The sequence below is a fragment of the Streptomyces sp. NPDC096012 genome (assembly GCF_040426375.1).
Taxonomy (GTDB): Bacteria; Actinomycetota; Actinomycetes; order Streptomycetales; family Streptomycetaceae; genus Streptomyces.
On the sequence record NZ_JBEOTD010000018.1, the window covers coordinates 113,129 to 132,957 of the forward strand.

14 protein-coding genes and 1 pseudogene are annotated in these 19,829 nt (G+C 73.5%); 7 read left to right on the forward strand and 8 right to left on the reverse strand.

From position 1 onward, the window contains the following. Positions 1-15: 15 nt before the first annotated feature. The gene (locus ABVB68_RS19320) at positions 16-2,406 is read left to right on the forward strand and encodes a SpoIIE family protein phosphatase (protein ID WP_353602331.1); all 2,391 of its coding nucleotides are present in this window, start codon (positions 16-18) and stop codon (positions 2,404-2,406) included. A 188-nt stretch (positions 2,407-2,594) separates the two neighbouring features. Here the strand turns inward: ABVB68_RS19320 and ABVB68_RS19325 are convergent, their stop codons facing one another. After that, positions 2,595-3,035, reverse strand: a complete 441-nt coding sequence (locus tag ABVB68_RS19325; RefSeq protein ID WP_353602332.1) for a flavin reductase family protein — start codon at positions 3,033-3,035, stop codon at positions 2,595-2,597. A gap of 559 nt (positions 3,036-3,594) precedes the next feature. On the opposite strand from ABVB68_RS19325, the pseudogene ABVB68_RS19330 reads away from it, so the two are divergent. Continuing rightward, positions 3,595-6,010, forward strand: a pseudogene (locus ABVB68_RS19330) (polysaccharide lyase 8 family protein). On the opposite strand, the gene ABVB68_RS19335 reads toward ABVB68_RS19330, so the two are convergent. Then, positions 5,997-6,839 carry a hypothetical protein gene (locus ABVB68_RS19335; RefSeq protein ID WP_353602302.1) on the reverse strand — a complete coding sequence of 281 codons (843 nt, stop codon included), beginning with the start codon at positions 6,837-6,839 and terminating at the stop codon, positions 5,997-5,999. The pseudogene ABVB68_RS19330 and the gene ABVB68_RS19335 sit on opposite strands and share 14 nt — an antisense overlap. 370 nt (positions 6,840-7,209) lie before the next feature. On the opposite strand from ABVB68_RS19335, the gene ABVB68_RS19340 reads away from it, so the two are divergent. The 3 genes from ABVB68_RS19340 to ABVB68_RS19350 all read left to right on the forward strand — a co-directional run bounded on the left by ABVB68_RS19340 (position 7,210) and on the right by ABVB68_RS19350 (position 11,635). Next, a complete protein-coding gene (locus tag ABVB68_RS19340; protein WP_353602303.1) occupies positions 7,210-7,986 on the forward strand; it encodes a TetR family transcriptional regulator in 777 nt (258 codons plus the stop codon). A gap of 157 nt (positions 7,987-8,143) precedes the next feature. After that, positions 8,144-8,560 (forward strand): Zn-ribbon domain-containing OB-fold protein, encoded by a 417-nt coding sequence (locus ABVB68_RS19345; protein ID WP_353602304.1) that lies wholly within the window; start codon positions 8,144-8,146, stop codon positions 8,558-8,560. A 534-nt stretch (positions 8,561-9,094) separates the two neighbouring features. Then, entirely contained in the window at positions 9,095-11,635 is a 2,541-nt protein-coding gene (locus ABVB68_RS19350; RefSeq protein WP_353602305.1) for an alpha/beta hydrolase, read from the forward strand. A gap of 76 nt (positions 11,636-11,711) precedes the next feature. Here ABVB68_RS19350 and ABVB68_RS19355 read toward each other — a convergent pair whose 3' ends face one another. Both ABVB68_RS19355 and ABVB68_RS19360 read right to left on the reverse strand, forming a co-directional pair. Then, the gene (locus ABVB68_RS19355) at positions 11,712-12,098 is read right to left on the reverse strand and encodes a PPOX class F420-dependent oxidoreductase (protein ID WP_353602306.1); all 387 of its coding nucleotides are present in this window, start codon (positions 12,096-12,098) and stop codon (positions 11,712-11,714) included. Positions 12,099-12,124: 26 nt separating this feature from the next. Beyond that, complete coding sequence (locus ABVB68_RS19360) at positions 12,125-13,303, reverse strand: MalY/PatB family protein (protein ID WP_353602307.1); 1,179 nt, start codon at positions 13,301-13,303, stop codon at positions 12,125-12,127. Between the two features lie 399 nt (positions 13,304-13,702). Here ABVB68_RS19360 and ABVB68_RS19365 point away from each other — a divergent pair, with 399 nt between their 5' ends. Both ABVB68_RS19365 and ABVB68_RS19370 read left to right on the forward strand, forming a co-directional pair. Next, positions 13,703-14,533 carry an SAM-dependent methyltransferase gene (locus ABVB68_RS19365; RefSeq protein ID WP_353602308.1) on the forward strand — a complete coding sequence of 277 codons (831 nt, stop codon included), beginning with the start codon at positions 13,703-13,705 and terminating at the stop codon, positions 14,531-14,533. A 200-nt stretch (positions 14,534-14,733) separates the two neighbouring features. After that, on the forward strand, positions 14,734-16,119 hold the full coding sequence (locus tag ABVB68_RS19370) for a S1 family peptidase (protein WP_353602309.1): 1,386 nt from the start codon (positions 14,734-14,736) through the stop codon (positions 16,117-16,119). A 293-nt stretch (positions 16,120-16,412) separates the two neighbouring features. Here the strand turns inward: ABVB68_RS19370 and ABVB68_RS19375 are convergent, their stop codons facing one another. The 4 genes from ABVB68_RS19375 to ABVB68_RS19390 all read right to left on the reverse strand — a co-directional run bounded on the left by ABVB68_RS19375 (position 16,413) and on the right by ABVB68_RS19390 (position 19,782). Continuing rightward, positions 16,413-16,604 (reverse strand): hypothetical protein, encoded by a 192-nt coding sequence (locus ABVB68_RS19375; protein ID WP_353602310.1) that lies wholly within the window; start codon positions 16,602-16,604, stop codon positions 16,413-16,415. A 359-nt stretch (positions 16,605-16,963) separates the two neighbouring features. Further along, positions 16,964-17,659 carry a L,D-transpeptidase family protein gene (locus tag ABVB68_RS19380; protein WP_353602311.1) on the reverse strand — a complete coding sequence of 232 codons (696 nt, stop codon included), beginning with the start codon at positions 17,657-17,659 and terminating at the stop codon, positions 16,964-16,966. Positions 17,660-18,017: 358 nt separating this feature from the next. Beyond that, positions 18,018-18,809: an SDR family NAD(P)-dependent oxidoreductase gene (locus ABVB68_RS19385; protein ID WP_353602312.1), complete on the reverse strand. Its 792-nt coding sequence runs from the start codon at positions 18,807-18,809 to the stop codon at positions 18,018-18,020. Positions 18,810-18,867: 58 nt separating this feature from the next. Beyond that, positions 18,868-19,782, reverse strand: coding sequence for an SDR family oxidoreductase (locus tag ABVB68_RS19390; protein ID WP_353602313.1), 915 nt, complete (start codon positions 19,780-19,782; stop codon positions 18,868-18,870). Between the last annotated feature and the right edge of the window lie 47 nt (positions 19,783-19,829).

A 19,829-nucleotide genomic window follows, 5' to 3' on the forward strand; every position in this document is an offset into this window, starting at 1 on the left:
GAGCCCCTGTCCCCGATGGAGCCCGGCACCGGCGCCGACCTGGCGGCGCTGGCCAAGGTGGTCGCCCGGCAGCGCGCGGAGATGGAACGGCTGCGGGATCTGGCCGCCACGTCGGCGGTCCTGGAGCGGGCCAAGGGCGTGCTGATGGCGATCACCGGATGTGCCCCGGACGCGGCCCACGAGGAACTGCTGAGGCGCGCGAAGGACGGCAGCCGCACCCTCCTCGAACAGTGCTGGCTCACCCTGGGCGCCCTGCCGCCGCCCACGGAGCAGCTGTTCGGCGCGGCACCGCCGGCGCCCGCGGGGCTGCCCGGCGCCGTCGGTTCCTGGGAGACCGCCCCCGCCGGCACCGTGGACATGGCCGAGGTGCTCGGGCACATCGGCCGGGACCTGGTCCGGGTCGAGTCGCCGCAGGAGCTGGCCGGATGCCTGCTGGAACACCTCAGGTCCGAGGTCCGCGCCGACGCCGTGATGCTGTACGAGCGGCTGCCCGAGGGCGGCCTCGGACTGATCGGGCACGCGGGCCTCGACCCCACCCTCGCCGCCCAGTGGCGGCACGTGCCCCCGCTGAGCGGGATGTCCGCGGTCGACGCCCTGCGCACGGGCGAGCCGCGCTGGCTGGAGGACCTTCCCTCCGACAGCGCCCGGTACCTGCTGATCGGCAACCCGCCCGAGCGGTGGCCCACCCGTGCCTGGCTGCCCGTGCCGGCCCGAGACACCGCGAGCGTCGCCTTCGGCGTGCTGCGCCGGACCGACGAGCCGTTCGTGCCCCGCGAGCGGAAGCTGCTGCGGGCCGTGGCCCGGTTGTGCGCGGGCCGGCTGCGGGTGTTCGACGCCTCGCAGGAGCGCCCCGGCGAGGACGGCGCCGCCCAGGCCGTGCAGGCGCTGCTCGACGCGCTGCCGGGTGCCGCGATCGTGCTCAAGCCGCTGCGGTCCGCCTCCGGCGAGGTGGCGGACTACCGCATCGAGGCGGCCACCGCCGAAGCGGTCGACGTGTTCGGCCGGGCCGGCCGTGACATGGTCGGCAAGCACATCCTGGAGAGCTACCCGTCGGTGGCGGGCGAACCGCTGTGGCACGGCTACCTGCGGGCACTGGAGACCGGCACGCCGTTCGACGGCGAGCCCTTCGTCTACCAGGACGTCTCCGGCGGTGTCCCCGTGACCGCCACCTACTCGGTACGCGCGGCCCCGCTGGGCGACGGCCTGCTGGTGACCTGGCTGCGGCACGACCCCGCGGAGCGGCAGGAGCAGCGGCTGTCGGACGTGCAGCGGCTCGGGAACCTCGGCTGGGCGACCTGGAACCTGATCACCCAGGAGGTCTCCTGGTCCACGCAGGCGTACGCCGTGCTCGGCCGGGGTTCGGCGCGGGAGCCGCTCGGGCTGGACGAGCTGCCGGACCTGGCCGTGCCGGAGGACGCGGAGACCCTGTCCCGGGTGATCGGCGAACTCCTCCGCGACGCCCGCTCGTTCGACGTGCCCTTCCGGGTCGAGACACCCGAGGGCGTCCGGCATCTGCGGATGGTCGCCGAGGCCGTCACGGAGCCGGACGGCACCCCGGTCGAGGTGCACGGCTTCGTCCAGGACCTCACCGCGCAGCGCAGCGCGGAGCTGGCGCTGGTGGAGAGCGAGCGCGCGATGCTGCTGCAGCGCGGGATCCTGCAGGCCGAGCGGGCGCTGGCGGCCCGGCTGCAGCACGCTCTGCTGCCGCTGCCCAGCAAGCCCGTCCGGCTGGCCGGGCTGCGCGTCGAGGTCGCCTACCTGCCCGCCCAGGCCGGCACCCATGTGGGCGGCGACTGGTTCAGCGCCATCGAACTTCCCGACTCCGACGCGCTGTTCGTGGTCGGTGACGTGGCGGGCCACGGCATCGGCGCCGTCGCCACGATGGCCCAGCTGCGGTTCACCGCGAAGGGCATGGTCAGCACCGGTTCCTCGCTGACGGGGGCGCTGACCCGGCTCAACCAGCTGCTGCTGCACTCCCGCGACAGCCGGACCACCGCCACCATGGTCCTGGCCCGCTACGACCCCGACGAGCAGATCCTGGCCTGGGCCCAGGCCGGGCACCTCCCGCCCCTGCTGGTGCGCCGCGGCGAGGCTCGTTACGTCGACCGCCCCGGCGGCATGCTGCTGGGCGCGAGCGGAGCCCCCGTCTACGAGTCGGCGGAACTGCGCCTCGAACCCGGCGACCGGCTGCTGCTGTACACCGACGGTCTGATCGAGCGCCTCGGCGAGAGCCTGGACGACGGCTTCACCCGGCTGGCCGAGGCGGTCCTCCTCCACGGCTGCGGCGGATCCGCCTCCCTGGACGCGCTGCTCGGCACGATGCTCGCCGACGAACGACGGGACGACGTGTGCGTGCTCGACATCAGGATGCCGCCCGAGGAGGACACCCCGGAGGCGGGAGAGTAGCCACCGAATCGGCTCGCCGGTCTCGGCGTGCGCCGGGCCGCGCCGGGCGTCGCGTGTACCGGGCGGGCCGGTCATGGCGTGTGCCGGGCCGCGCCGGTCGTGGCGCGTGCCGGGCGGCGCTGGTAGTGGCGCGTGCCGAGCCGCGCCGGTCGTGGCGTGTGCCGGGCCGGGCGTGGCCGGGCACCCGCTCAGTCCGCCGGGTGGCCGGCGTCGATGCCGTACGCGTCGGACAGCCGCAGCAGCGGCCCGGAACGGCCCGAGCCCCAGCGCACCGGGTCGAGCACGAAGCCGACATGGTCGCCGCCGTCGGTGCGGTGCAGGACGGTGCCGACGAACCAGGCCGCCACGTCCGTCAGCACCACCGCGCCACCGGGCCCCGCGCGCCAGTCCAGCCCCGCGAACTTGTCCACCGTGTCGCCCGTCTCGCCACCGAAGAGTTCGGCGAGGTCGCGCTGGTCCCGGGCGAGCAGATGGACGGCGAGGTGTTCCGCGGCCAGGGCGACGCGGTACGTGTGGTTCGCCTTGGACAGCCACACGGTGTACCGGGGCGGGTGGATGGAGCACTGCGAGGCGAAACCGACCAGGCAACCGGCACGCTCACCACCGGCCACCGCCGTGACGACGCACATGTCCGGGTCCAGCGGGTCGAAGAAGCCGTCCACGTCGGCAGCCCCGAGCGTCTCCCCGTGACCGGAGGCACCCGCCGCACCACCGGGATCGGCCGTTCCGCCACGATCCGCCGCGCGCTCGGGACGCGCAGCACCATCGGGCCCCGCCGCGCGCTCGGGACCCGCCGCACCGCCGGGTTCCGGCGTACCACCGGTGTCCGGTGTGCCACCGCTGTCCGGTGTTCCGTGTGTGTTCGTCATGCCGCTTCGCTCCCCTTCGCCGTCCGGGATCCCGGCCCTGTCCGTGGGTGCGCTTGCGCCCGGCTCCCCGCATGGTGTTCCCGGCGGTCCGCTCGCGAATCACCGCCGGGGCCGGTCAGTGATCCGGTTCTCCTTCCGTCCCGCGCGTACGGCTGTCAGCGCCCGCGTGCGGGGTTCCGGGTTCCCGCCCACGGATACGACCGCCGCCACGGCCCCGTTCAGCCGCCCGAGCGGTCCGCCCTCCCCGCTTTCGATCGAAATGCCCAACGCGGGAGGGTTTCTTGAGCTTTTGTGCAACCGCGTGCTAGAAAGCGCCGTCATGACGACTTCCTGGTCTCGTCGTGGATTTCTGGCCGCCTGTTCGGGCACGGCCGTCGCCGTGGGACTCGGCACCGGGGAGTCCTCGGCATCGGAGGAGTTCCCGGCGCTCCGGGCGAGGTGGCGCACGCTGGTGCTCGGCGAGGGCTTCGGTCCCACGACCGAACCCTTCAAGTCCCGGCTCGCCGGTCTCGGGGACACCGCGACCCGGTACCTCGACGCCATGGTCCCGGCCGCCGGCTCCCTGTGGCCCGACCTGGTCTACGCCGCCCCCGACCCGGACACCGACCAGGAGTCGTACGGCCGTTCGGGACATATGAACACCAGTTACGTACGTCTGAGCATGCTCGCGCAGGCCTTCTGCCAGCCGGGCACCGGCCTGATGGGGGACGGGGCCCTGCGGGACGCGATCCTCACCGGCCTGGACCATCTCCACGACGACGTCTACAACGCTGACCAGCTCCGCTACGGCAACTGGTACAGCTGGCAGATCGGCGCCCCGCAGGCCCTGCTCGACGTGTGCGTGCTGATGTACGACGCCCTGTCCGCCGCGCAGCTCGCCCGCTACCTCGCCGCGGTGGACCACTTCGTGCCCGACTCCGCGGTGGCGAGCTACACGGGGACCAGTACCGGCGCCAACCGCGTCGACCTCTGCCGGGTGCTCGCGCTGCGCGGCGTCGTCGGGGGCAGCGCGCCCAAGGTGGCGCTGGCCCGCGACGCCCTCTCCCCCGTCTTCCCCTACGTCACCTCGGGCGACGGCCTGTACGCCGACGGCTCGTTCATCCAGCACACGTCGGTGCCGTACACCGGCTCGTACGGGGCGGTGCTGCTCGGCGGGCTGGGGCTGCTCTTCGCGCTGCTGGCCGGTTCCAGCTGGGAGGTGACGGACACCGGCCGGCGGCTCGTGTTCGACGCGGTGGAGCACGCCTGGGCGCCGTTCCTCTACAACGGCCTGGTGATGGACGGTGTGTCGGGCCGGGCGATCAGCCGGGGACTGACGGCGCACGGCGGGAGGGTCCAGCAGGACGACCATCTGCGCGGTCACGCGATCCTCGCCTCGATCGTGCTGCTCGGCCAGGCTGCGGGCGCGGCGCAGAACGCCCGGTGGCGCGCCCTGGTCAAGGGCTGGACGGAGCGCGACCACTACAGCCCGCCGCTCGCCGACCCGGTACTGGGCCTGCCACAACTGGCCCGCATCCAGGGCGTCCAGGGCGACACCTCGGTCACCGCGGCCGCCGAGCCGAGCGGGCACCGGCTGTTCCCGTGCATGGCGCGGGCCACGCACCGCCGGCCCGGCTGGGCCGCCTCGCTCAGCATGGCGGACCGCAGGAACACCTACTACGAGACCGGCAACGGCGAGAACCTGCGCGGCTGGCACACGGGTTCGGGGATGCTCTTACTGGTGGGGCGACACCTTCGCCAACGGCCAGTACAGCGACGCGTTCTGGCCCACCGTGGACCCGTACCGGCTGCCCGGCACGACCGTCTCGCGCACGGTGCTGGCCGACGCCGCCGGCGGTGACTGGGGAGTGGCGAAGCCGGACGTGCACTGGGTGGGCGGGGCGACGGACGGGCTGCGGGCCGCCGTCGGGCAGTACCTCAAGGGCCTGCGCTCGACGCTCGTGGCGAGGAAGTCCTGGTTCTTCCTGGACGACACGATCGTGTGCCTCGGCGCCGGCATCTCCTGCACCGACGGCACCGCCGTGGAGACCACCGTCGAGAACCGGAACCTCGGCCCCACCGGGAACTCCCCGTTCCTCGTGGACGGCAGGGTGCAGCCCGCCGGCCGTCCCTGGTCTGGGACGCTCGCCGGGGCCCGGTGGGCGCACATCGGCGGCCACGGCGGTTACGTCTTCCCCGGCGGCGCGACGCTGCGAGCCCTGCGCGAGGCCCGCGACGGCAGCTGGAGCGCCATCAACAAGGGCGGCTCGACGGACGTCCTGAACCGCACGTACCTGACGCTGTACGTCGACCACGGCACCGATCCGGCGAACGCGTCGTACGCCTACCAGCTCCTGCCGGGAGCGGACGCCGCCCACACGCTGGCGCGTGCCACCGACACCGGCTGGCTGGCCGTACTCGCCAACGGCGACCGGCAGCAGGGGGTTTCCGTACCCTCGCTCGGCTTCACCGGCGTCAACTTCTGGTCCGGCGGAACGGCCGGAACGCTCACCGCGAGCGATCCGTGCTGCGTGATGATCAGTGAGAAGAGCGACGGTACCGCCGTGATCGCGGTGAGCGATCCGATGCGCATGCGCACCCGGCTCACGCTCACCTGGCGGCGGGCGGTCGCGGCGGTGACGTCCGCACCGGCCACGCTCGCCTCGGCCGGCACCGGCCCGGCCCTGACGCTGGCCTTCGGGGACCTGACCGGCACGGCGGGTGCCGGCCAGCGGGTCGCCGTCAGGCTGGGCTGAGGGCGGACCGCACGAACCGGCTCAGGGACGCCGTGAACGCGGTGGCGAACGCGTCCCTGGCCTCCTCCGGGAGCGCCTCCAGGGACAGGTACGGGTTCAGGTCCTCCAGCTCGACCAGCAGCAGGCCCCCGTCCGGCGCCCGGCAGGCGTCGACGCGCTGGACGCCGTGTCCGAGGTCGTTCCAGTCGATGAAGCGCCGGGCGAACTCGAGGTCGGCGGCGGTGGCCGTGTAGGGCCGCAGATCCCAGCGGCGTCGTGGGTCGGGGGCGTAGAGGGCGTACTGGAAGTCGTCGTCGACGAAGTAGAAGGACACCTCGTAGGCGAAGTCGACGCGGGGCTGGATCAGGACGTCGCCGGTCGCGAGCGGGGCGACCCGGCCGGCGGGGACGATCCGCATGCCGAGCGAGTCCGCGCCGAGCCTGGGCTTGACCACGTAGCGCTCGGCGGACGGCAGCCGGTGCAGGTCCTCGGCGCGGCCGACGGTCGGTATGACGGGGAAGCCGGCCGCGCTCAGGTCGAGCAGATACCCCTTTCCGGCCATGTCCGCCTTGCCGGTGAGCGGGTTGTACACCAGGGCGCCGGTGGCGAGCGCCTTCGCCCGGAAGTCCGCGTACTCCCTCGGGTAGCCGAGCACGGGGCCGCTGTTGCGGACGACCACGGCGTCGAAGGCGTCCATCAGCGCGGCCGCGTCCCGCGGATGGCACAGGGCCAGGTCGAAGTGGTCGCGCAGCCGGGAGGCGAGGTGGATGTCCTCGTCGCAGTAGCGGCGCCCGCGGGCCTGGTACGCCAGGTCCGTGACGTAGAGCAGGCGGGGACGGGCGGCGGGCATGCGGCATCTCCTCGGGCGGACCGGCGTCGGCGTGGGTGAAGAAAGGTTACGTCGCTGGGTACGGGCCGTTCGGACCGCCCCCACGGCCGGTCGCGGGCGCCGCGACCACGCGCGTTCCACCCACACGCCCCACCCACTCGTGCGGCCCGCGCACGCCCGACCTGCCCGGCACCCCACCCACCCGCACTCCGTTCGCGCCCCGCCCCCGCTCGCGCGCACCTCAGCCACCCCCGTTACACACCCCGCTCACCCCGGTCCCTCGGTGTCGACATGGTTCGGGAGCTCCCTCGGCAGCACTGAGTTCCCCGATCGGCCCCCTTGCACTGCACTGAGTGCCAGAAAACGCCCCTCAGGTGCTACGTTCCGGTTCATGAGCTCCAGCAGCGCGGCCCCGACCGCGAAGCCGCCGATGCGGGACGCCCTGGTCACGGCGGCCTTCCAGCTCTTCCTGGAACGCGGGTACGAGCAGACCACCGTGGACGAGATCGTCGCGCTGGCCGGGGTCGGCCGGCGCTCGTTCTTCCGCTACTTCCCTTCCAAGGAGGACGTGGTCTTTCCCGACCACGAGCGCTGCCTGGCCGACATGACCGCGTTCCTCGCGGCGGGCGACGAGGAGCACGAGCCGGTGCGGCGGGTGTGCGACGCGGCCCGGATGGTGCTGGGGATGTACGCGGAGAACCCGGCCTTCTCGGTGCAGCGCTACCGGCTCACCCGCAAGGTGCCCGGCCTGCGCGCCTACGAACTGTCGGTGGTGTGGCGCTACGAGCGCGCGCTCGCCGGGTATCTGCGCGGGCGGTTCGCCGGGCGGCCCGACGGGACGCTGCGGGCCGACGTGATCGCGGCCGCCGTCGTCGCCGCGCACAACAACGCCCTGCGCTCCTGGCTGCGGTCCGACGGTACGGGGGACGCGGGCGCGGCGGTGGACCATGCGCTGGGGTGCGTGCAGCGGACGTTCGGCGACACGGCGGACGCCCCGGTCATGGCCGTGCCGACCGGACCGCTGCCGACGGGGCCGGCGCCGACCGGGCCGGCACCGGCCGGTGAGCGGACCGGGCGGCCGGACGACGTGGTGGTGCTCGTCTCCCGCCGGGATGCCCCCGTGTGGCGTGTGGTGCAGGAGTGGGAGGCGGCACTCGGCCGCGCCTGACGTGCGGCTCCTCAAAATTGGGGGTACGGAGTGCCTTTACGAGTGACACTCAGTGCCATACGCTGTGCGGCGTGCACGGTGGCACGGCTGCCGGCACACGCGTGTCCGGTTCGCTGCGGACACGCGGGTTTCCGGCCGAGCGCAGGGAGTTGACAGCGTGTTCCACCACTCAGCAAGCGTCTCGTATCCGGCGGCCGGTTCCGTGACGGGTGTTCTCGATCCCGCCGCCGCGGACTCCAAGGACGCCATCCTCTTCCAGCGGTGCGCCTGGTGCGGCACCGCGATGTACCACCGGCTGCTGTGTCCGGTGTGTCAGGGCAGCGAGTTGCGCACGGAACGCAGCGAGGGCATGGGCACGGTCCGGCACTCCACCGTGGTGCACCGCAACACTCCCGCGGCGCGCAACGTCTCGCTGGTGGAGATGGCCGAGGGCTTCGTCGTCCGCGGCCGGGTCATGGGCCCGCCGATCGGCATCCACAGCGGCGACCGGGTCCGGTTGTCGACCGCCAAGGACCCGGTACGCGGCGAGCCGGTCTTCCAGCTGACGGACGAGCCCTTCCGGGCCTGGACCTGAGGACCGTACGTCGCCCGCCGGCCGCCGGCGCCGGCCGGCGGCGGGACAGGACACGCGCGGCGTAGACGATGCCCGCCGCCGACGTGACGCGCGCGGCCCGCGGGACGTACAGGACGCACGCGGAACACGCGGACACGGCGGCGCCGAAAGCCTGCGCGGCACGGCGGCGCCGAACTCCGCGCCTCGGGTGCACTGTCGGGACCGGCGCGGGTGTGATCCCTGATCTGCGCCGCACAGGCAACCCACAGTCTCCACTTTCCATCCTCCGGCACGAGGGGCTCCCGGTACGGACGGGACGCCCGTGCTCGGGTTCGAGGAGGATCAGTGGTCCGTGCCCGGTTCATAGGGGTGACCGCCGCCGCGTTGCTCGCGGTGGCGGGGGCAGCCCCGGGAGCGGCGGTCGCCGCACAGGCTCAACCACGGTTACACGCAAGGACTTCGACGGCATCGGACGGGGGGCTGCCACCCGGGTGGCGGATCACCGGCGGTCGCTCGGCACCGCAGCTGGAATGGCGGTCGGGCCGGACGGTGCCGATGGGTGACTCCCGTGTCGAATTCCGTTCCGGTGGACGCCTGTTGGGCGTACCGAGGACCGGCGCGGACGGGCACACCTTCAGGCTGCCGCTCGACGCGCGGCGGACGACGGGGCTCAGTGGTCTCCAGGTCTGGTCCGGCGGACGCCGCCTGGACGCGCCGGGCACCTCCGGGTCCGTGCCGGCGGTCCGGCCGCCCGCCCCGCTGCCCGCGAACGCCGTCGATCCGGGCAAGCCCGGTTCGTACCGCACCAGGACGGGTGAGTACCACCTGAAGTCGGTCCGGCTGCCGGGCTTTCCGGCGCCGGTGGAGATGAACGCGGTGGTCGTGGCCCCGGTCGGCGCTCCGGGGAGGCGTCCGCTCGCGCTGTTCCTGCACGGGCGCCACTACACCTGCTTCAAGGGCCCCGACATCACCGGGGAGTGGCCCTGCAAGGGCGGCGCCCAACCGGTGCCGAGCCACCGCGGCTATCTGAGGGACCAGAAGCTGCTGGCCTCGCAGGGCTACCTGACCGTGTCGGTCTCCGCGAACGGCATCAACGGCCAGGACTGGGCGGCCGAGGACGGCGGCGCACAGGCCCGTTCCTCTCTGGTACGGCTGCACCTGGCCCGGTGGGCCGACTGGGCCGTCCATCCCGGGACGGCGCCGGCGGTCGTACGGGACGCGCCCCGCGCCGATCTGTCCCGGGTGCTGCTGGTGGGTCACTCGCGCGGCGGCGAGGGCGTGAACCGGGCGGCGCTGGACAGCCTGTACCCGCCACCGGCCGGCCAGGACGGGTACCACGGCCCGGTCCGCTGGAAGATCCGCGGCATGGTCCTGATCGGCCCCACGGTCTTCGGTCAGAACCCCGTGCCCGACGTGCCGTCCGTGACGATCCTGCCGGGCTGCGACGGTGACGTCTCCGACCTGCAGGGCGAGGTGTACGTCGACGGCACGCGCGCGGTCGGCAACGGCACCGCGCTGCACAGCGCCGTGTACGTCATCGGCGCGAACCACAACTACTTCAACTCCGAGTGGACTCCGGGCACGTCGGCGGCACCCTCCGAGGACGACTTCTTCGGCGACGACGACCCCGTGTGCGGCAAGCGTGCCGCCACCCGGCTGACCGCCGCCCAGCAGCACCGGGCCGGTTCCACCTACGTCGCCGCCGCGGCACGGCTCTTCCTGGGCGGCGACGACCGGGTGCGGCCGCTGCTGGACGGTTCCGGGAAGCGGGCGCCGTCGGCGGACCCGGCCCGGGTGCTCAGCCACGCGGTGGGCGCCCGCCGGGGTGCCGGATTCCTGCCGGACGGCGGGGTGTCGGTGACCGGTGGCAAGCTGTGCGAGGCGGTGGCCCAGAGTCCGGCCAGGGCCTGCCTGGGCGAAGGGGCGAAGGGGGCCTCGCCGCACTTCGCGCAGTGGGAGACCGGCCCGGAGGCCGGCCGGCACGCGATCGCGCTGCGCTGGACCCGGGCCGGCGGGCCGGTGCGGGTCAGCGCCCGGAGGCCGCTGTCGCTGTCCGGTGCCACGTCGCTGGCTCTGCGGCTGTTCGTGCCGCCGAACTCCCGGGGCACCCGGCTGGACGTGTCGCTGACCGACGCGGCCGGCCGGAAGGCGACGCTCGGCCGCGTTGCCGCCGACGGCCTGCCGGGCAGTGAGCGGACCGCCTCCTACTGGTCCCGCGAGATCCGGGTGCCGCTGACCGCCGCCACCCGCGCCGGGCTCGACCTGAAGTCCGTCAGGTCCGTGACGCTGACACCTCGTTCGGGCTCCGGGCGGGCCTGGCTCATGGACGCCTGGGGCTGGCGGGCGGGCACGCCCGCGGTGCGTACGGGCACGCTGCCGCGCGTGGACGTCGGACGCGCCACCGTGGACGAGGGCGACTCGGGCGTGCGTACCTATCACGTTCCGGTCCGGGTGACGGGCCGGGGCAGCGGTCAGGTCCGGGTGTACGTCCTCGACCCGGCCACCGGCCGGGCGAAGGACCGGCTGGTCACGGTGCGTCCGGGCGGCCACGACATCGACGTGCCGGTCACGGTGAAGGGCAACACGCGGTACGGCGCCGACGTGTCGTACGACGTTCTGGTCAAGGCGGTCCGCGGCGCGGTCGTGGGTTCCTACCGGGGCGGGATCACCGTCCGCAACGACGATCCGGCGCCCCGGATGACCGTCTCCCCGGTCGCCGACCGGGTGCCGGAGGGCAAGCCCCTGAAGTGGCGGGTGTCGCTGTCCGAGGCGGTCGACGTCGACATGTCCACCATGTTCGCGGTCGCACGGCCCGACGGGAGCGAGTTGTCCACCAAGGACGTGCCGGCGGACTGGCTGCGGGACACCGCCGGTGCCGAGGCGGACCCGGAGCGCCGGCTGTCCGAGGTGGACGGACTGTACCTGTGGGTGGACGTTCCGCCGGGGCAGACCGGTGCCGACATCACCGTGCCCACGCTGAAGGACCGGGTGACCGAGCCGGCGGAGTCGGTCCGGTTCCGGCAGCTCGACCCGCGGACCGGTGAGCCGCAGTCGGGCGGGCTGGTGCTGACCGGGACGGTGGTGGACGCCTCGTAGGAAGCGCTCCCGGGGTGGCGACGGGCTCCTCCCCGGGCGGCTCCCGGTCCCGTGGGACGCGCTCCCCGGGTGGCCCTCAGTCCGTGAGGGCCACCCGGATGCCGACCGTGCCGTCCAGGCCGCGGCGCAGCCGGCTGCCCAGCAGGGTGAGGCGGCCCACGAGGCCGTACTTGCGGGCGATGAGGTCGCGGTAGCGGGCGGTGGTGACCGCGTCGGCGACACGGGCGGTGGCCGGCACCTGGTCGCCGGTGGGGTTGCCGCGCACGTCGCAGGGGCCGACGAGGACGTCGGAGCGGCGCCGGATCCGCTTGACCTTGAAGCTGTCCGCGGCCGTCCAGACCCCGAGGGTGTCACCGTCCCGGACCACCCACACGGGGGTGGCGACCGGGGTGCCGTCCCTCCGGTAGCTGGTCAACAGCAGGTACTTGCCGGAGCCGAGCCGGTCCAGCGCGGTGTCGTCCATGATCGGCAGTCTAGGAGGCCGGGGGATCACCGCAGCGCGGCCGCCATGCGCCGGACGCCCTCGGCGAGGATCTCGGGGTGCGTCGCGAGGTTCAGCCGTGCGTGCCCGGCACCGCCGGTGCCGAAGGACGGGCCCGGGCTGAGGGCGACCCGGCCGCGGTCGAGGAAGACCTGGGCGGGGTCGTCGCCGAGGCCCAGGGCGCGGCAGTCCAGCCAGGCGAGGTAGGTGGCCTCGCCGGGGTGGAGGCGCACGGCCGGCAGGTGCTCGGCGAGCAGGCCGGCGAGCAGCCGCCGGTTGGCCTGGATTCCGGTCAGCAGCGCGTCGAGCCAGCCGGTGGCGTGACGCAGGGCGGCGGTGTGCGCGATGACGCCCAGGTGGCTGGGGCCGTGGCCGACCTCTTCGGGAAGGCGGTCGAGGTCGGCGGTGGCGCCGGGCCCGGCGAGCACGACGGCGGCCTTGAGACCGGCCAGGTTCCAGCCCTTGCTGGCGGACATCAGGGACAGGCCGCGTTCGGCGCCCGGCACGCTCAGGTACGGCACGAAGGTGGCGTCGGGGTCGACGAGCGGGGCGTGGATCTCGTCGGCGACAACCCGGACGCCGTACCGTTCGGCGAGGCCCGCGACGGTGGCCAGTTCGGTGGCGGTGTGCAGGGTGCCGGTGGGGTTGTGCGGGCTGCACAGCAGGTAGGCGGCGCGCCCGCCGCCGGCCGTTGCCCGCCTGAAGGTCTCTGCCAGCGAGTCCGGGTCGATGCGCAGACCGGCGCCGAGCGGGTCTTCGACCACGCGGCGGTCCATATGCGTGATGAACTGGTAGAAGGGCGGGTACACCGGCGAGTTGACGACGACCGGATCGCCGGGCCCGGTGACGAGTCTGAGCATCTCGACCACGCCGAGCATGACGTCCGGCACGATCGCGGTGCGCTCGACGGCGATCCCCGGCCAGTCCCAGCGTGCGGCGGCGAAGGCGGCGAGCGCCTCGGCGTAGCCGGTGCCGGCGGGGTATCCGGTGTCGCCGAGGGCCAGCGCCTCGGTGAGGGCCCGGACGACGGGTTCGGCGAGCGGCACGTCCATCTCGGCCACCCACAGCGGCAGCACGTCCTCGGGGTAGGTGCGCCATTTCATGCTCGTACGACGTCGCAGCCGCGTCAGGTCGAGGGCGCGCAGCGGGTCCGGTTCGCCGGGGTTGTCGTGCGGGATGCTGGTCATGGCCTCAAGATAGGCGGCAGCCGTGCGAGCGGAAACCCAAGGGAGACGGCCGCCGTGCGGGCGCAAACCCAGGGCAGGCGGCCGCCGTGCGGGCGCAAGCGCAGGGCAGGCGGCCGCCGTGGCGGCGGAAACCCGCGACGGGCGGGCCGCACCCGCGGACGGTGGCACGGACTGCGGAGACGCGCCGGGCCACCGGAGCGGTGCCGGGGAGGGCGGCGCGGGTCCCGCACCCCGCCGGCAGCGGCCGGGCGCCTTCGGCCGGGCCCGGGGAGCCCGCGGACGGCGCGGACGCCGGGGCCGCGCCCGGAAATCCCCGGACGGGCGGAAAAGATCAACTCGGACGTCTAGATTGCGTCTTGAACGGTGTATCCGCCCACTGCCATCCAGGAGCTGACCCACGTGACCGACAACCCGGCAGCCACCAACGACGTGGCCGTCTCGCTGCGCGCGCGCATCAACACCGGGCAGCCGCACACCGCCCGGATCTGGAACTACTGGCTCGGTGGCAAGGACAACTACGAGGTCGACCGGGCGGCCGGTGACCAGATCCGCCAACTGCACCCGGGCATCGGCGAGTACGCGCGCGCCGACCGGCTGTTCCTCGGCCGTGCGGTGCGGCACCTGGCCGGCGAGGTGGGCATCCGGCAGTTCCTGGACATCGGCACCGGGCTGCCCACCGCCGACAACACGCACGAGGTCGCCCAGCGGGTCGCGCCGGAGTCCCGGATCGTGTACGTGGACAACGATCCGCTCGTCCTCGCCCACGCCCGGGCCCTGCTGACGAGCACGCCCGAGGGCCGTACCGACTATCTGGACGAGGACCTGCGCAACGTCGACGCGATCCTCGAACACGCGGGGAAGTCGCTGGACTTCACCCAGCCGGTGGCGCTGATACTGCTCGGCGTGGTCATCTTCATCGGCGACGAGGAGGACCCGTACGCGCTGGTGCGGCAGTTGGTGGACCGGCTTCCCGCGGGCAGCCACCTGGTGCTGTCGCACACCATCACCAGTGCCTCGATGCCGGACGTGGACGAGGCGGTGAAGTTCTGGAACGAGCACGGCACCCCGAAGCTGACCCAGCGGACCCCTGAGGACGTGGCCCGGTTCTTCGACGGCCTGGAGCTGCTGGAGCCGGGCGTGGTGTCCTGCTCGCGCTGGCGCCCGGAGCACGCGCACGGGGCCGCGCCGGAGGAGGTCGCCATGTTCGGCGGGGTGGCCCGCAAGAACTGAGCGCCCTACGAGGCGGGTTCAGAACGACGCCGATGCCGACGCCGATACCGACGCCGATGCCGACGCCCCGGGAGGATCACGGCCGCGGGTGAACGCCGGGGCCGCGGGCGCCGTATGGAGGATCGGGCCCTCGACCACCCGAGGGCCCGGCGATGCCGAGGCGGGCATCGCGCATCCGGGTTCGGCTTCGGGAGCCATGCATGCGGCACGCACGACGACGGGTCGTCCGGCGAGTGACACGGCTGGCGGCGGTCGGCGGACTCCTGCTGGGAGGGGCGATGGTCGCGCAGGCGGCCATGGCGAGCGAGACACCACGGGCCGCGGCCAGACCGTTCAGCTCGGCCGGTGGTGCCGGGGACACCGGCGCCGCGCTGGTGGCCCGGCTCGGCACCGCGCGGACGGCGGGCAGCTGGATCGCCGACGACGGGCGCCCGGTCGTGGCGGTGACCGACGAGGCGGCGGCCCGGGCGGTCCGGCGGTCCGGGGCCGAGGCGAAGCTGGTCTCCCACAGCATGAACGAACTGAAGTCGGCCACGACCACGCTGCGTTCGGCGCCGCGCGTGGCCGGCACGGCCTGGGCGGTGGACTACCGCACCAACCGGGTCACGGTGCGGGCGGACAGCACCGTGTCCGCCGGTGACTGGTCCCGGCTGACCCACGTGGCGTCGCGTATCGGCGCCTTCGTGCAGATGGAGCGCATGAAGGGCACCTTCACCACACGGCTGAACGGCGCCCAGCCGATCCTGTCGACCGGTGGCCGCTGCTCGGCGGGGTTCAACGTCACCAACGGACAGAGCGACTTCATCCTCACCGCCGGCCACTGCGGTCCCGCCGGGTCCACCTGGTTCGCCGACAACCAGGGCGCCCGGCAGCTGGGCAACACGGTGAACAGCGCGTTCCCCGGCAACGACTTCTCCCTCGTCCAGTACGCCTCCGGGAAGGCCGGCGAGGGGGCCGACGTGGTCGCGCTCGGCGGCGGCAAGGGTGTGCGCATCACCGGAGCCGCCGACCCCACGGTGGGGCAGCGGGTGTTCCGCAGCGGCAGCACCAGCGGGCTGCACGACGGCCGGGTCACGGCGCTGAACGCGACGGTCAACTATCCGGAGGGGTCGGTCACCGGGCTCATCCAGACGGACGTGTGCGCCGAGCCGGGCGACAGCGGCGGTCCGCTGTTCTCCGAGGGCATCGCGCTGGGCATCACCTCGGGGGGCAACGGCGACTGCACGACGGGCGGGACGACGTTCTTCCAGCCGGTGACCAAGGCGATGTCGGCCCTAGGGGTCCGGCTGATCGCGTCGGCGCAGAACACGGGCGGCGCCCAGGGCGCCCCCGGCTCCTCCGCACCGCCGGCATCCCCGGCACAGGGCGCGATGGCCCCCAGCGCGGCCTCCCCGGGCTCCTCGGCGCCGGTCACCGGTACCTCGGAGGCCGACACCCTGCTGGCGCGGCTGACGGACACCCGGAACGTGGGCCCGGGGCTGCTGGTCATCGCGGGAAGTCTGATCGCCCTGGTCGCGACCCGGTACATCCGGGCCGAGCAGGACCGCAAGGCGTACCAGCGGTACTACTCGGCGACCTGGGGCTGACGGACGGCGGCCACGCCGGGTCGGGGGATTCTCATGCCCTGCCCGGGCACCGGGGGCTCGGAGGAGCCACGCCAGGGCCCCGGGGCTTCGGAGCCCGGTCGGGGCCCGCAGGCCATGCGGACCGGGTCGGAGCCGGGAAAACGTGGCGTCCGCGCCGGAGGCCGTGGGGCCGCGTCGGGGCGCGGAGGTTCTGGGGGGTCAGGTCGGGTCGGGGCCGGCCGGAGGTGTACGAGAAGGGCACCCGTTCGTTCACGGGTGCCCGGGACGGTCAGGCGCGGTGCTCGCCGGGTGGATCAGGCCGCCCGGTGCGGCTGCGACTGCGGGGCCGCGGCGGCCCACTCCAGTACGAGGCGCTGGTACTCCTCGCGCTGCTCGGTCGTCAGTGTCCCGCCCGACCGGAGCCACAGGGCCCGGATCTCCTCGTTGACCTCCGCGGCCGATCGCTCGGAGACGGCTTCAACAGTGGTGGACATGCTGTGAAGCATATGCCGATCGACGTGAAGACGCCGTGAGTAAGCATCCTTAATACAGACATTTCGGACCGTGTTACTCATCACGTCAATGGGTGGGGCCCCAACGGGAGTTCGCTCTTCGGCGAGGTCCGACGCCTGCAACTGGGGCGACGGCACAGCGGCCGCGGCGGACACGGACCGTCTCGCGGGCCGTGTTCCATGACACATCCACCGGACCGGGCCCCTTCCCGGCGAGCGGAATGCTCGATGGTGACGCGAACTCGGTGATCCGGGTCACACCTTCACCCTGCCGGACGTCGTCACGGACGAGCACGCACGGCAGGGTGAGAGCCGGACGCCCCCGGGCCGGGGACGCACCCGGGAGACAGGGCTCAGGTGCCCGGCTTGCGGCCGTAGACGAAGACGTCGTCACCGTTCTTCAGCAGCGACCAGTACTTCTTGGCATCCTTGCCGGTCATGTTGACGCAGCCGTGCGAGCCCGGCGGGTTCCACATGCTCAGGCCCACCGAGTGAAAGGCCTGGCCGCCGTCGAAGAACTGGCTGTAGGGCATCGACACGTCGTAGAGGTTCGAGACGTGGTCGATGTCCCGCCAGTAGATCTTCTTCAGACCGGTGCGGGTCTCGTAGCCGTTGCGGCCGGTACGCACCGGCACGGGCCCGTAGACGAGCTTCTTGCCGTCCTGGATCCAGCTCAGCTGGAGCGTGAGGTTCACGCAGGCGATACGGCCCTTGTTCACCGGGCACTTGCCGTCCTTGTTCGGCTTGTTTCCGACGGCCTTCTGCTTGTTCATGAGATCCATCACCCCCCAGGTGACGGACCCCGCGTAGCCGATGTCGGGCGTGATGCCGTGCCTGCGCTGGAAGGCCTGGGTCGCCTTGCAGTCGGCGGCGGACTGCCTGCCGTCGACCGGGCGGCCCAGGAACTTCTCCACCTGCTTCTGGTAGGGCCCCTTCTGCGTGGTGCAGCTCGCCGCCTGGGCGGGTGCCGCGGTGAGGGCGAGCGCGAGCGGCGCCACCAGTCCCGTGACGCCCAGTGCGACAACACCTCGTCTGCGTATGTCCCCCATGCTGGACACTTCTCCTTCTGCCCTTTCCCAGGGCCTCCCCCGGGTGCTTCCCTGCGCGATTCCCGCGGTTCCGCAGTGCTAGACCTGCCCGGGCGCGTGAGGGTTGTCGTTCCGGTCACGCTGTGACGAAACGGTTAACTTCGGGACCGCCTGCGCACAGCCGGACCGCGGTCGGGCGGACGTACGGCTCCTCACGCGGACGCCCGGCCCACCTGCCGTCGAGACTCGCGGCGGCCGCGCGCCCCGCCGGCGTGGTTCTCGCTCGTGGCCTACGGCCGTGCCCGGGCACCGGGAGAGCGTCGAGCGGGACGTGCGCCACGCCGAGGTGCCCGGGAGCACCGCACGGCACGGCCGAGGTTCAGCGGGACTGCCGTACGGCACCGTGGAAGCCGGTGTTCACGGCGGTGAGGCCGCCGTCGACCACGAGTGTGGTGCCGGTGATCCAGGCGGCGTCGCCGGAGGCGAGGAAGGCGACCGCGGCGGCGACGTCCTCCGGCTCGCCGACCCGGCCGAGCGGGTACAGGGCCCGCACGGCGTCGAGTTCGTCGTCCCGTCCCTCCCACGCGGAGGTGCGGACCGTCCCCGGCACCACCAGGTTCACCCGGACACCGCGGGCCGCCGCGTGCCCGGCGAGGGTGCGGGTGAGGGAGCCGAGGCCCGCCTTGGCGGCGCTGTAGGCGTGGTTGCCGAAGTCCTGCCGCCCGTTGACGGACCCGATGCTCACGATCGCCCCGCGTCCGCCGGCGGCGAGGTGGGGCAGCGCGGCGCGGCAGCAGCGGTAGGCGCCGCTGAGGGTGACGTCGAGGTCGAGTGCCCAGGACTCGTCGGAGTCGTCCTCGAAGAGCGGGGTGTCCGGTGTGCAGTGGGCTGCGCAGTTGACCAGCACGTCGAGCGCGCCGAAGGCCGCCACCGCACGGCCGACGGCCCGCTCGACAGCGGCGCGGTCGGCCACGTCGCACGCGAACGCCTCGGCGTCCAGGCCTCGTTGCCGCAGGGCCGCCGCGGTCCGCTCGGCCTCGGGCAGGTCCCGGTCGGTGACCAGGACCCGGCCGCCCTCCTCGGCGAGCCGCCGGGCGACGGCGGCACCGATGCCACGGGCCGCGCCCGTGACGAGAACTCCGTGTCCCGCGAAGCGGGTGTGATCGGTCATGGGCCGACCGTACGGCGCGCGGGCACGTCTTTTCACCGGAACCCGGCGGCCCCGCGGGTCACCGGTACCCGGTGACGTCCGCCGGCTTGCCCGCGTCCTGCACCTCGACCAGGTACCGCCAGGCGTCGGGGCGGCTTCCGTCGACGTCGGTGAAGCCGTACACCCGGGCCAGGCCGCCGCTGGAGAGGGACTGCCCGTTGAACCGCGCCACGTCCTCGTCGGCGGCCAGGGCGGCGACGGCACGGCCGGGGAAGCGGGGGGACTCGGAGATGGCGAAGTGCGGTTGCCGCCCGAGGGCTTCGCGCCAGTTGTCCTCGCGGACGCCGAACTCCTCGAGCATGATCTCCGAGCGCAGCCAGCCGGGAGTCAGTGCCACGGCCGTGGCCCCGCGCGGTCCCAGTTCGTGTCCCAGGGCGAAGGCCATGCGCAGCACGGAGGTCTTGGCGAGGTCGTAGAAGAAGTTCACGCGGTAGGTGTCGCGGTTGTAGTCGGCGGTGCCGTCGGTGACCTCCACGACCAGCCCGCCGGGGTGGCGCAGCAGCAGCGGCAGCGCGTAGTGGCTGGTGACGGCGTGGGTCTCGACGGCGAGCCGGAGCAGTCGGAGCCCGTCGTCGAGGTCGTGCTCCCAGACGGGGGTGTCCCACGCGAAGAGTTTCTCGGCGCCCCAGATGTCGTTGACGAGGACGTCGAGGCGGCCCTGCTCGTCCGCGATGCGGTCGACCAGGGCCCGTACGGCGGTCTTGTCCAGGTGGTCGGCCGGTACGGCGATGCCGTGCCCGCCGGCCGCGGTGACGAGGTCGGCGGTGTCCTCGATCGTCTCGGGGCGGTCGTACTCCGAGCGGTGGGCGCGGGTGCTGCGGCCGCTGACGTAGACGGTGGCGCCGGCCGCGCCGAGTTCCACGGCGATGCCGCGACCGGCGCCCCGGGTCGCCCCGGCGACCAGCGCGACCTTGCCCTCCAGCGGTCCTGACATGTTCGGCCTCCCGTGGGGTGTGAGTGCGGTCGGCATCCACTCTCACG

Excerpts from the sequence above, each read along its gene's own strand:
- ABVB68_RS19320 (WP_353602331.1), top strand. The coding sequence starts at position 16 with ATGGAGCCCGGCACCGGCGCCGACCTGGCGGCGCTGGCCAAGGTGGTC.
- ABVB68_RS19325 (WP_353602332.1), bottom strand. The coding sequence starts at position 3,035 with ATGTGCGTCGTCACGGCGGTGGCCGGTGGTGAGCGTGCCGGTTGCCTG.
- ABVB68_RS19335 (WP_353602302.1), bottom strand. The coding sequence starts at position 6,839 with ATGCCCGCCGCCCGTCCCCGCCTGCTCTACGTCACGGACCTGGCGTAC.
- ABVB68_RS19340 (WP_353602303.1), top strand. The coding sequence starts at position 7,210 with ATGAGCTCCAGCAGCGCGGCCCCGACCGCGAAGCCGCCGATGCGGGAC.
- ABVB68_RS19350 (WP_353602305.1), top strand. The coding sequence starts at position 9,095 with ATGGGTGACTCCCGTGTCGAATTCCGTTCCGGTGGACGCCTGTTGGGC.
- ABVB68_RS19355 (WP_353602306.1), bottom strand. The coding sequence starts at position 12,098 with ATGGACGACACCGCGCTGGACCGGCTCGGCTCCGGCAAGTACCTGCTG.
- ABVB68_RS19360 (WP_353602307.1), bottom strand. The coding sequence starts at position 13,303 with ATGACCAGCATCCCGCACGACAACCCCGGCGAACCGGACCCGCTGCGC.
- ABVB68_RS19370 (WP_353602309.1), top strand. The coding sequence starts at position 14,734 with ATGCGGCACGCACGACGACGGGTCGTCCGGCGAGTGACACGGCTGGCG.
- ABVB68_RS19375 (WP_353602310.1), bottom strand. The coding sequence starts at position 16,604 with ATGCTTCACAGCATGTCCACCACTGTTGAAGCCGTCTCCGAGCGATCG.
- ABVB68_RS19380 (WP_353602311.1), bottom strand. The coding sequence starts at position 17,659 with ATGGGGGACATACGCAGACGAGGTGTTGTCGCACTGGGCGTCACGGGA.
- ABVB68_RS19385 (WP_353602312.1), bottom strand. The coding sequence starts at position 18,809 with ATGACCGATCACACCCGCTTCGCGGGACACGGAGTTCTCGTCACGGGC.
- ABVB68_RS19390 (WP_353602313.1), bottom strand. The coding sequence starts at position 19,782 with ATGTCAGGACCGCTGGAGGGCAAGGTCGCGCTGGTCGCCGGGGCGACC.